This window comes from Promicromonospora sp. NPDC059942, assembly GCF_042731755.1.
Lineage (GTDB): Bacteria > Actinomycetota > Actinomycetes > Actinomycetales > Cellulomonadaceae > Promicromonospora.
The window spans coordinates 1-11,177 of sequence record NZ_JBHWLR010000042.1 but is presented as its reverse complement, the minus strand read 5'-3'; the positions used below and the strand labels follow the sequence as shown (position 1 = coordinate 11,177).

At 72.8% G+C, this 11,177-nt stretch carries 10 protein-coding genes and 1 tRNA gene; 8 read left to right on the top strand and 3 right to left on the bottom strand.

Features of this window, described 5'->3' with window-relative positions; translation table 11 throughout:
* The coding region (locus ACFV9Q_RS28895) for a hypothetical protein (RefSeq protein WP_377237267.1) at positions 1 to 453 on the top strand (453 nt) is incomplete at its 5' end.
* Here ACFV9Q_RS28895 and ACFV9Q_RS28890 read toward each other — a convergent pair.
* The gene (locus tag ACFV9Q_RS28890) at positions 434 to 2,134 is read right to left on the bottom strand and encodes an ATP-dependent DNA ligase (RefSeq protein ID WP_377237266.1); all 1,701 of its coding nucleotides are present in this window, start codon (positions 2,132 to 2,134) and stop codon (positions 434 to 436) included. The genes ACFV9Q_RS28895 and ACFV9Q_RS28890 overlap by 20 nt on opposite strands.
* Positions 2,135 to 2,181: 47 nt before the next feature.
* Positions 2,182 to 2,601: a nuclear transport factor 2 family protein gene (locus ACFV9Q_RS28885; protein WP_377237265.1), complete on the bottom strand. Its 420-nt coding sequence runs from the start codon at positions 2,599 to 2,601 to the stop codon at positions 2,182 to 2,184.
* 89 nt (positions 2,602 to 2,690) lie between these two features.
* Between ACFV9Q_RS28885 and ACFV9Q_RS28880 the strand changes: the two genes are divergently transcribed.
* A complete protein-coding gene (locus ACFV9Q_RS28880) occupies positions 2,691 to 3,548 on the top strand; it encodes a helix-turn-helix domain-containing protein (RefSeq protein WP_377237264.1) in 858 nt (285 codons plus the stop codon).
* Positions 3,549 to 3,551: 3 nt separating this feature from the next.
* On the opposite strand, the gene ACFV9Q_RS28875 is transcribed toward ACFV9Q_RS28880, so the two are convergent.
* Positions 3,552 to 4,703 (bottom strand): winged helix DNA-binding domain-containing protein, encoded by a 1,152-nt coding sequence (locus ACFV9Q_RS28875; protein WP_377237263.1) that lies wholly within the window; start codon positions 4,701 to 4,703, stop codon positions 3,552 to 3,554.
* A 197-nt stretch (positions 4,704 to 4,900) separates the two neighbouring features.
* Between ACFV9Q_RS28875 and ACFV9Q_RS28870 the strand changes: the two genes are divergently transcribed.
* The 6 genes from ACFV9Q_RS28870 (at position 4,901) to ettA (ending at position 11,006) form a co-directional block, all read left to right on the top strand.
* Positions 4,901 to 5,095 (top strand): hypothetical protein, encoded by a 195-nt coding sequence (locus ACFV9Q_RS28870; protein ID WP_377237262.1) that lies wholly within the window; start codon positions 4,901 to 4,903, stop codon positions 5,093 to 5,095.
* Between the two features lie 56 nt (positions 5,096 to 5,151).
* Positions 5,152 to 5,225: transfer RNA gene (locus ACFV9Q_RS28865), tRNA-Arg, on the top strand.
* Between the two features lie 121 nt (positions 5,226 to 5,346).
* Positions 5,347 to 7,026: a GTPase gene (locus ACFV9Q_RS28860; protein ID WP_377237261.1), complete on the top strand. Its 1,680-nt coding sequence runs from the start codon at positions 5,347 to 5,349 to the stop codon at positions 7,024 to 7,026.
* Positions 7,023 to 8,603 (top strand): GTP-binding protein, encoded by a 1,581-nt coding sequence (locus tag ACFV9Q_RS28855; RefSeq protein WP_377231319.1) that lies wholly within the window; start codon positions 7,023 to 7,025, stop codon positions 8,601 to 8,603. Before ACFV9Q_RS28860 ends, ACFV9Q_RS28855 begins: the two co-directional genes overlap by 4 nt.
* Positions 8,604 to 8,655: 52 nt before the next feature.
* A complete protein-coding gene (locus ACFV9Q_RS28850) occupies positions 8,656 to 9,198 on the top strand; it encodes a single-stranded DNA-binding protein (protein ID WP_377237260.1) in 543 nt (180 codons plus the stop codon).
* A gap of 125 nt (positions 9,199 to 9,323) precedes the next feature.
* Positions 9,324 to 11,006, top strand: coding sequence for an energy-dependent translational throttle protein EttA (ettA, locus tag ACFV9Q_RS28845; protein WP_377231317.1), 1,683 nt, complete (start codon positions 9,324 to 9,326; stop codon positions 11,004 to 11,006).
* Positions 11,007 to 11,177 lie beyond the last annotated feature (171 nt).

Sequence of the window (11,177 nt, the reverse complement as noted above, 5' to 3'; positions counted from 1 at the left end):
TTGGGGCCCCGGTTTTTTTCGTTCCAGGACAGAGAAAAACAAAAAACCCCGGGCCTCAAAGGGGAGGAAGCAGGTCTCGACCCGTGCCACGATTCCGGAGTGTTCAAGCGTGAGTACGACCCGTCGCTCGACGTCTTCGATCGTGGGTGTCTCGTGCTGTGGAAGGACGGGGCGATCGCCGGGTACATCTCCACCGAGCTCGGCACTTGGTGGCGCACTTGGAACCCCTTCAGGATCCAGCAACAGGTCTGGCTCACGGTGGTGTGGGCCGACGGCGAACAGGATGTGTACGCCGACCAGCCGCCGTGGGACGGCGTGGTGCCGTCGATTCGCGCAGGCGAGTTCAACGAGGACGAGGAACCACACCGGGGCCGCTACACCGTGACATGGCTGTCCGGGGCTGAGCGAGAGGCCAAGCTGGCCGAGCTCGATCTCACTCCGCCGGACTACTGACCACGGCGAGCGAGCGGACCGTGTCGATCGTGTCTGCCTCCGCGGCCGTCTTGTCGTCGCGGTAGCGCAGCACGCGCGCGAACCGCAGCGCGAGGCCGCCGGGGTAGCGGGTCGAGCGCTGCAGGCCGTCGAACGCGATCTCCACGACCTGCTCCGGCCGGACAGTGACGACCCAGCCGTTGTCCTCGATCTCCAGCTCCCTGAACCGCTCGGTCTGCCACTGGAGCATCTGGTCGGTCATGCCCTTGAACGTCTTGCCGAGCATCACGAAGCCGCCCTCGGGGTCGCGCGCGCCCAGGTGGATGTTCGACAGCCAGCCCTGGCGGCGGCCCGAGCCGCGTTCGACCGCGAGCACCACGAGGTCGAGGGTCTTGCGGGGCTTGACCTTGACCCAGCCGGCGCCGCGCCGTCCGGCCGCGTAGGGGGCGTCGAGCGACTTGACCACCACGCCCTCCTGGCCCTCGCGGACCGCGCCCGCGAAGAACTCCGCCGCCGCCTCCGGGTCGGACGTCAGCAGGCGGCGCACCGTGTGCGGCGCCGCGACCTCGTCCAGCACCGCCAGCCGGTCGCGCAGCGGGGCGTCGAGCAGGTCGCGCCCGTCGGCGTGCAGCACGTCGAAGAAGAACGGGGTCAGCTCGAACCGGTCCGCCAGCGCCTCCTCCGCCGACGGCGCCCGGGCCGATCCGCGCGCCGCCCCGCGCGTCGACTCGTGGGTCGCCGACCGGGCGGCCGTCTCCTGGAACGGCCGCGGGACGCCGTCCGGCCCGACGCCGAGCGCCTCGCCGTCCAGCACCAGCCGGTCCGACGGCAGGGCCCGCACCACCTCGACGATCTCCGGCACGCGCTCGGTGATGTCGTCCAGGGAGCGCGTGACCACCCGCACCTCGTCGGCCAGGCGGTGCACCTGGATGCGGATGCCGTCGAGCTTCACGTCCACGCACAGCTCGGCGGGCTCGTCGCCGGACGCGAGCTTCTCGAAGGCGGCCGCGATGTCCGGCGCGGACTGCGCGAGCATCGGCCGCACCGGCCGCCCGACCTCCAGGGTGAACGCCGCCAGCGCGGTTGGCGGGTCGTCCGCGAGGAGCGCGGCGCTCGCGACCGGCCCGGTGGCCCCGCGCAGCATGACGGCGCGGCGGACGGCGTCGGCGGGCGTTCCCGCTGCCTCCGCGACGGCGTCGACGACGACGGAGTCGAGCGCGCCCTGCCGCAGCTCGCCCGCGACCAGGCCGCGGAGGAACGCCTGCTCCCGCTCGGTCGCCGCGCCGAAGAGCTCGGCGGCCGCGGCGGAGCGCGCCTGCGCAGAGCCCGCGCCCTCCAGGGCGGCCATCGCGGCGAACGCGGCGTCGACGTCGCGGACCGTGAGCGTCGCCTCCGCCGCGGGCGGCGGGAGGTCGCGCAGCGAGGCGTAACCGAGGCCCGTGCGGCGCTGGCGCAGTGCGCCGGCGAGGTAGGCGACGACGATCTCCAGGTCGTCGGCGACCGTTCCACGGTCCGGGTCGGACGCCGCGCCGACGTCGGAGGTGCCTCCGGTCACCGGGCCGTCGGCCGCGTTCGCTGGGGCCACGGCGGCGCCGCCGTCCGCCGTCCGGCGCAGCAGGTCGGCGATGGCCGCACGTTTGGCCAGGCGCGAGCGCGTGGCGGCGACGGCGTCGGACGTGGCGGCGACCTCGGCGAGCAGCATGCTCCATCTTGACCCGCCGCCCGACCAGCCGCGGCCCGAGGCACCCGTCAGGACCACCAGGTCAGGTGGGCTTGGGCCTCCGCCGTCGGCTCGATGAGCTCCCAGGCCTCGGCGATGCGGCCGTCCTCGAACCGCATGATGTCGACCACCGTGATCTCCGGACCGGCGGGGAGCCGACGCCGGGAGTGCAGCAGCACGTGGTCGCCGTCGGCCAGCAGGTGCAGCACCGTGACCTCCATGCCCGCGATGTGCTCCAGCGAGCCGCGGACGGCGGCGAGCCACTCGGCTCTCGTCCGCGCCGTCCCGTCGGGGCGGTGGTGGACGAAGTCGTCGGTCAGCACCCGGGCGACGGCGTCGGTGTCGCCCGTCTCGGTGAGGGCCGCGAAGGCGGCGGTGACGATGCTCGTGTTGTCGGCCGTGGCGCTCGGCGTGGCCATGTCCTGTGCCGTCGTGTCCTGTGTCGTCATGCCCCGCAGTCTTCGACCCGGCCGCGGCGGTTGTCGATGAACTGGGAGTTCATGGCGCTCCGGCCCGCCGTGCACGACACTCGACGTCCATGGGAACAGTGGGCGAGCTGCTGCGGCAGTGGCGGCAGCGCCGTCGGCTCAGCCAGCTCGATCTCGCGATCGCCGCCGACGTCTCGGCGCGGCACGTCAGCCTCGTGGAGACCGGGAAGTCCCGGCCGAGCGCCGACATGGTGCTGCGGCTCGCGGAGCAGCTCGACGTGCCGCTGCGCGACCGCAACCGGCTGCTGCTCGCCGCGGGGTTTGCGCCCCGGTACGACGAGCGTCCGCTCGGCACCGACGCCCTGGCCCCCGCCCGGGACGCCGTCGCGCGGGTGCTGCGGGCGCACGAGCCGTACCCGGCGCTGGTCTTCGACCGCGGGTGGAACATCTTGATGACCAACCGGGCCGTCGACCGCTTCTTCGCCGGGGTCGCGCCTGACCTGCTGCGCCCGCCGGTCAACCTTGTGCGCCTGGGCCTGGACCCGCGCGGGCTCGCGCCGCTGGTCGTCAACCTCGCCGACGTGCGTGCGGTGTTCCGCGCGCGGGTGCGGCGCCAGCTCGCCACCGTGCCCGACGCCGGGCTGACCGCCCTCTACGAGGAGCTGCTGGCGCCAGGCGCGCACGACAGCACGCCCGGCTCCCGCGACGACGCCGGCCCGTCGGAACCCGATCGAGCGGAACCCGGCCGGTCGATCGCGGCAGAGTCGGACGTGGTGATCCCCATGGTCATCCGGATCGACGGGCGGGAGCTGCGGCTCTTCTCGACGATCACCACGTTCGGCACCCCGATGGACATCACGCTCGACGAGGTGGCGATCGAGTCGTACTACCCGGCCGACGAAGAGAGCGCCGCCTACTTCACCGACGTTGCGGTCACCGACTCCGGCACGGACCCGGTCGGGAACTAGGCCTCAGCCCAGCGGCCACGCCGCCACCGCCTGCTCGACGGCGGTTCGCACCGGTCCCGCGATCCCCGGCACGAGCTCGTACGGGGCCTCGCCCGACTTGGGCGCGCGGCGCCACGTGCCGACCAGGCGCCCGTCGAGGAGCACCGCCGGCCGGAAGATCCCGTTGGTGAACGGGACGACGGTCCGCATCGCCTCGGCGTCCGCGACCAGGTCACGGTCCTGGTAGCCCAGCACGATCTCGTCGAACCCCGGCACGAGTCGGACACCGCCGGGTTCGGCGAGCCCGGGCAGGCGCTCGGGCGCGACCCCGGCTTCGGGCCCCTCCGCCGCGCGGCCCACGAGCATCCCCTTCCCGTCGACCGTGACGTCGACGACGGCGTCCGGCTCGGTCTCGCGCAGCGCGGCGACGGCGGCGCGCACGGGGGTCTTCGGCAGGCCGAGCCACCAGGCCAGGTCGTCCACCGTGGCGGGTCCGCGGCTCGCGAAGTAGGACCGGGCGATGCGGCGCAGGGCGGCGTCGGGCTCCTCGGCCGGACCGCCCGCGACATCACCCACGCCCCCGGAACCACCCGCGCCCGGCGACGCGACCATCTTCTGCTGCGCCCCCGCGAACGGGCCCCAGTGCAGCACCCCGCGCAGTGCCAGCGTCACGATCAGGTGGTACCCGCGCTGCCCCTCGATGGGCACCCCGGTCTGCTGCCACAGGTCGATCATCTCGGCCCGCGTGAACCCGTCCGACGCAGCCAGCGCCTCCCGGGTGATCTTCTCCGCACGGTCGACGAGGGCGTCGTCCAGGCCCTCCGCCTCGCGGACGCGCCGGCCCAGGTGCGTCACGCGCTCGCCCGTCAGCGAGACGAGCGCGGGCAGGTCCCGAGGCGTGGTCGCGAAGAGGGTGCCGCGCTGGGTCCAGCCGCGCACCAGCTCGCCGCCGTCGAACGCGGCGCGCACGTCGTCGACCGTGGTGCCCGGGCGCGAGCGGACGGCGATCGCGCGCAGCACCGCGGGCAGGTCCTGCCCCTGCAGGGCCACCATCCGGCGGACGACGTCGCCCGGCGTCGCGGAGCTCGACCCGTCGTCGGGCAGCGCCAGTCCCTGCGTGCGCAGGCGCAGCCGGCGCGCGGCGTCGGGGGCGAGGTCCGTGGGTCCGGAGGGCATGCCGGAAGAGTACGTCGCGCCTGTGACACTCACCGGGACCCGCGTGGGGTCGGTGCCGGGCCCGACACCGCAGTGTCTCCCGGGCGAGCCCCGCCCCACCAGTGACGCCGTGTCATGCAGGGCCCTGCGCTATGTCATGGGGGAGCGGTGACGCCGTCACACTGGCAGGTACGGGCCCGGACCGGTGGGATCGAGGCATGACCTCGACACCAGCGAACTCTGCCGACAGCCCCGGCGCCGACACCCCCGGCGCCGACCGGCCCGAGGCCGACGGGCCCGGGCCGACCCGACCGGGCAGGGTGACGCGCGTCTCCGTGCTGACCATCGCGGTGGCGCTCCTGGCGGCGACCCTGGCGCCGGGGACGGCGTCGTCCACCCCGACCTCCCCGTGACGCCCTCATTTGGCATGGTCAAGACCGGCCCGGCCTAGGCTAAACTCGGCTCGCTTGCCTCCGTAGCTCAGCTGGATAGAGCGGGTCACTTCTAATGACTAGGTCGCGGGTTCGAATCCTGCCGGGGGCACTGATCTGCTGTCGTCGGGCGTCGGAGACACCCTCCGACGGCCTGCACAAAACCCTTGTTTCTGCACACCCACCAGCCGCTACGGCTTGGCAGAACGATCTTGACCTATCAGGATGAAGCCGTGACTCCAGGAACACGCTCCGCAGTGCTCGGCCGTCGGGGTGGTGTGGACCCGAACGTTGCGGAGCAGCTCGGCTTCACGGTGCACGACGTCGTGCAGGACCTGCGCCGCGACGTCGCCGCGGCCACCCTGCCCCTGCCCGTCGACGGCGCCGAGGAGGCCGAGGCGTCCCGGGAACGCCTCCTGGCGCAGCTCGACGAGCACCTGCTGCCGCGCCTCGCCGAGCTCTCCAGCCCCGCCGTCGTCGTGCTCGCGGGCTCCACGGGAGCCGGCAAGTCCACGCTCTTCAACAGTCTCCTGGGCGAGGAGGTGTCCGAGGCCGGCGTGCTGCGGCCCACCACCCGCGAGCCCGTCGTGGGCGTGCACCCGCGCGACGTCGACACGCTCACCGCGGGCCCCGTCACGGAGCTCGCCCGGCTGGTCAAGCACGAGGGCGTGCCGCGCGGCACCGCGCTGATGGACGCGCCCGACCTCGACTCGCTCCTCAAGGAGAACCGCTCCACGGCCCACCAGCTGCTGGAGGCGGCCGACCTCTGGCTCTTCGTCACCACGGCCGCCCGCTACGGCGACGCGCTCCCGTGGCAGGCCCTCGACCGCGCCAAGGAGCGCGGCGCGAGCGTGGCCATGGTGCTCAACCGGGTGCCCAAGGAGAACCTGACGACGATCCGCGCCGACCTCAACACGCGCATGAAGGAACGCGGGATGAAGGACGTCCCGCTGTTCATCGTGCCCGACGTCGGACCGCACGAGGGGCTGCTCGACCCCAAGCTGGTGGCGCCCATCCAGCGCTGGCTCAACCTGATGGCCGGTCCCGAGCGCTCGCGCACCGTCATCCTGCGCACCCTCAAGGGCGCGATCGGCGCCCTCCCGGACTGGGTGACGGGGCTGGTGACCGCGGTGGAGCAGCAGGGCACCGCCGCGTTCGACCTCCGCAACGCCGTCCAGGCAGTGGTCCCGGACGCGCAGCTCGCCGCGCGCACCGCCGTCCTGTCGGGGACGTCCGGCGAGGGCACGGTCGCCGCGCGGTTCGCCGAGATCGCCAGCACCGACCACATCTCCCGGGTCACGGTCCGCGACGGCATCGCGCGGACCACCAAGCGCGCCGGGAAGGCCCGCGAGACGGCCCTGCTCCGGCTGCGCGAGGAGGTCGAGGCCACCGCGACCCGCGCGTTCGTGGCCGCCGGCGTGCGCACCGAGGAGAGCCTGCGCGGCGTCCTGGCCGGCCCCGGGGCGCCGCCCGCCGGCGAGACGATCCTCCCGTCGGCGTCGAGCCGCGCCAAGGAGCGCCTCGCCTGGGGCCAGAAGGCGGCCGCGGCCTGGTCCCGCCTGGCCGACGACGTGGTCGGCCGCATGGCGGACGCCGACCCCGCGACGTCCGACCCCGAGGCGGTGGCCCGCGCCACGGGCGCCCGCAAGGCGTTCGGCGACGCCGGGCTGGCGACGCTCCTGCAGGCCACCGCGCTCGGCAACGAGGACTCCATGGCGCTGGTCGACCGCGTGCTCGGCGACAGCGCGGGGGACTCGATCGAGGAGCTGCAGGGCGAACTTGCCGACCAGGTCGCGCTAGCGGTTGCGGAAGAGGCCCGTTCTGTCCAGAGTGCCCTTGACGTCCCCGCGCTAGCCGACGACGCGGCCGCTCCGCTCCGCGTGCGGCTGGCCGAGCTCAGGAGGCTGACATGACGAGCCACGACGCGACCCTCGGCGCTCGGACCGAGGACCTCGGCCGAGCCCTCCAGATCGCCGGATCCCGCCTCGACGACACGGTCTTCGGCAAGGTCGCCAGCTCCGTGGCCGGGGTGCGCGAACGGCTCGCGCTCGGCGTGGACCACACCGTGGTGGCGCTCGCCGGCGGCACCGGGTCGGGCAAGTCGAGCACGTTCAACAAGATCTCCCGCCTCACCTTCGCCGACGTCGGCGTCAAGCGCCCCACCACGGCCAAGGTCACCGCCTGCTCGTGGAGCGACGACGCCGCCACGCTGCTTGACTGGCTCGGCGTGGAGCGGGAGCGCCGCATCACCCGGGCCGGCGAGCTGGACTCGGCCGACGAGGCCGCCCTGAGCGGCCTCGTGCTGCTGGACCTGCCCGACCACGACTCGGTCGCGCCCGCCCACCGCGACGTCGTGGACAAGGTGCTGCCCCTGGTCGACCTGCTGGTCTGGGTCGTGGACCCGCAGAAGTACGCCGACGACGCCCTGCACACCGGCTACCTGCGCGACTCGTCCGGCATGCGGGCCTCCACCGTGGTGGTGCTCAACCAGATCGACACGGTGCCCGTGGGCCAGCGCGACAACCTGGTCAACGACGTGAAGCGCTTGCTGCGCGACGACGGCCTGGACAACGTGCCGGTCATCGCGGCGTCGAGCAAGACCGACATCGGCATCGACGACCTGCGCGGGCTCCTGGAGCAGACGGTGGCCCGCCGGTCCGTCTCGGCCGGCCGCGCCGCGGGGGAGCTGGACGCCGCCGCGACGCTGCTGCTCAGCCAGACCCCGGCAGAGGTGCCCTGGCACATCGACACCGTTCTCGAACGCGAGATCGACGCCCTCGCGCGGGCGGCCGGTCTGGAGTCCGTGGCCGCGCAGGTCGGCGCCGCGGTCCGGAACGGCTACGGCTCGCCCGAGTTCCGCAACCCGGACCCGGACTCGATCGCGCTGTCCCGCTCGCGCTGGCTCACCGGCTCCGGGGAGTCGCTCAAGCCGGGCTGGCAGCGTTCGCTCGCCGAGAGCGTGGCGAGCGCCCGCGACGTCACGAGCGCCGTGTCGACGGCGCTGCAGGGCGTCACCCTGGACACCCGCGGCCCGACGACGCAGCCGCTCACCCGCCGCCTGGCGCTCGGGGCGGTGCTGCTCGCGGTGCTGCTCGGGATCTGCACGGTGCTGGCCTCGACGGACATCCTGCCCGTGGGCGACACCTGGACGACCGTGCTCGGGGTCGCCGCCGTGGTGGCCGCGGTCGCGGCGCTCGTGGTGTTCCTCGTGGCGATGCAGATGCGCCGCGCGCTCGCCGCGCGCCGGGCGCAGGCCGTCATCGCGTCGGGCCGCGCCGCGCTCGAGCGGGTGCTGCGCCAGACCCTCGGCGTGCCCACCCAGCGGCTGCTCGACGAGCACCGCGCGGTGCGTGAGCTCGCACAGAGTGCGCGCGACGACGGACCCTCGATACCGCTTCGTGTGGAAGAGAACGCGACCACAGGCAGCCAGATCCGGGTTTCGTCAACAGACGACTTCGGGCTGACCGACCTGCGCTCCGTCCGCGCCTGATGCTGGGTACGGGCCGGCCGCGAGGGCCGGTCCGGAAACCCAGGAGGGCTCCATGAACGACGTGACGGTGACTGTCTCCGGCTTCGCCGGCAACTCCCCGGCGCTGCACACGGGCACGGGCAAGCCGTTCGCCATGTTCCGCGTGGCGAGCACGCGGCGCTACGTGAACGACGCCGGCGAGTGGACCGACGGCGCGACGCTGTGGTTCACGGTGAAGGCGTGGCGGACGGCGGCGGTGAACCTGGTCCGGTCGGTCCGCAAGGGCGACCCCGTGGTCGTCACGGGCCGGCTCGAGATGGACGAGTGGGCGGGCCCGGAGGGCGAGCCCCGGAGCGGCCTCGTGATCGCCGCGACCGGGGTCGGCGTGGACGCGACCCGGGGCAAGGTGGAGTACTCGCGGCTCGTCCACCACGATCCGGTGCCCGGTTCCCGGGGCGAGGGCGATGTGGCGGACCTCCCGGGCGACGCCGGGCTGGTCACGGTGCGGGCGGGCGAGACCGACCCGTTCGACGTCGACCTGTCGGGTGCCGGGGGTGACGAGGAAGACCAGGGCGACGGGGCCGGCGTCGGGCCGCGGGAGCTCGTGACCGCGTAGGCTGGTCCCAGTCGTGCTCAGCGGTCCGCGGGTGTCAGGGTTCTCCTGCGCGGACGAACCCTGGCACCCGCTCCGCGCGAGCGCACCCATCCGACGTACCTTCTGTGAACGGTGGAACACAGGCAGTGGCTGAATACATCTACTCCATGTACAAGGCGCGCAAGGCGCACGGCGACAAGCTCATCCTCGATGACGTGTCGCTGAACTTCCTGCCCGGCGCCAAGATCGGCGTCGTCGGCCCGAACGGCGCCGGTAAGTCCACGATCCTCAAGATCATGGCCGGGCTGGACACGCCGTCGAACGGTGAGGCACGGCTCTCGCCCGGGTACACCGTGGGCATCCTGCTCCAGGAGCCGCCGCTGAACGAGGAGAAGACGGTCCTCGGCAACGTCCAGGAGGCTGTCGGCGAGATCCTGGCCAAGAAGGCCCGGTTCGACGAGATCTCCGAGCTCATGGCGCAGCCCGACGCGGACTTCGACGCGCTGCTGGCCGAGATGGGCACGCTGCAGGAGGACATCGACGCCGCCGACGCGTGGGACCTCGACTCCCAGCTCGAGCAGGCGATGGACGCCCTGCGCTGCCCGCCGCCGGACGCCGACGTGACGCTGCTGTCCGGTGGTGAGCGCCGCCGCGTCGCCCTGTGCAAGCTGCTCCTGCAGAAGCCCGACCTGCTGCTCCTCGACGAGCCCACCAACCACCTCGACGCCGAGTCCGTGCTGTGGCTCGAGCAGCACCTCGCGGGCTACGCGGGTGCCGTCCTGGCCGTGACCCACGACCGGTACTTCCTCGACCACGTCGCGGAGTGGATCTGCGAGATCGACCGCGGGCGCCTCTACCCGTACGAGGGCAACTACTCGACGTACCTGGAGAAGAAGCAGGCGCGCCTGGAGGTCCAGGGCAAGAAGGACGCCAAGCTCTCCAAGCGCCTCAAGGAGGAGCTGGAGTGGGTGCGGTCCAACGCCAAGGGCCGCCAGACCAAGTCGAAGGCTCGCCTGGCCCGCTACGAGGAGATGGCCGCGGAGGCGGACCGCACCAGGAAGCTCGACTTCGAGGAGATCCAGATCCCCGCCGGCCCGCGCCTGGGCTCGCTGGTGCTGGACGCCACGAACCTCAAGAAGGGCTTCGACGACCGCGTCCTGATCGACGGCCTGACGTTCACGCTGCCGCGCAACGGCATCGTCGGCGTCATCGGCCCGAACGGCGTCGGCAAGACCACGCTGTTCAAGACGATCGTGGGCCTGGAGCCCCTCGACGGCGGCGAGCTGAAGGTCGGCGAGACTGTCTCGATCTCCTACGTCGACCAGTCGCGCGGCGGCATCGACCCCAAGAAGACCCTGTGGGAGGTCGTGTCCGACGGGCTCGACTTCATCAAGGTCGGCAACGTCGAGATCCCGTCGCGCGCCTACGTGGCGTCGTTCGGGTTCAAGGGCCCGGACCAGCAGAAGCCGGCCGGCGTGCTGTCCGGCGGTGAGCGCAACCGCCTCAACCTGGCGCTGACGCTCAAGCAGGGCGGCAACCTGCTGCTGCTCGACGAGCCGACCAACGACCTCGACGTCGAGACCCTCGGCTCGCTGGAGAACGCCCTGCTGGAGTTCCCCGGCTGCGCCGTCGTCGTCTCTCACGACCGGTGGTTCCTCGACCGGGTCGCGACGCACATCCTGGCCTACGAGGGCACCGAGGAGAACCCGTCGAACTGGTACTGGTTCGAGGGCAACTTCGAGTCGTACGAGGCCAACAAGGTCGAGCGCCTGGGCGCCGACGCCGCGCGCCCGCACCGGGTCACGTACCGCAAGCTGACCCGCGACTGACGACGCGGCTCGGGTGCTGGGGCCGAGGAACGAGGCCCCAGCACCCGAGCCCCGAGGAAGTCGCGAGACCGGCACGGCGACTGACGACGCGGCGCCTGCCACATCCCTTTTGAGGCCCGGGGTTTTTTTCTTTTTGCCCCCTCCCAACGAAAAAAACCCGGACCCCAAAGT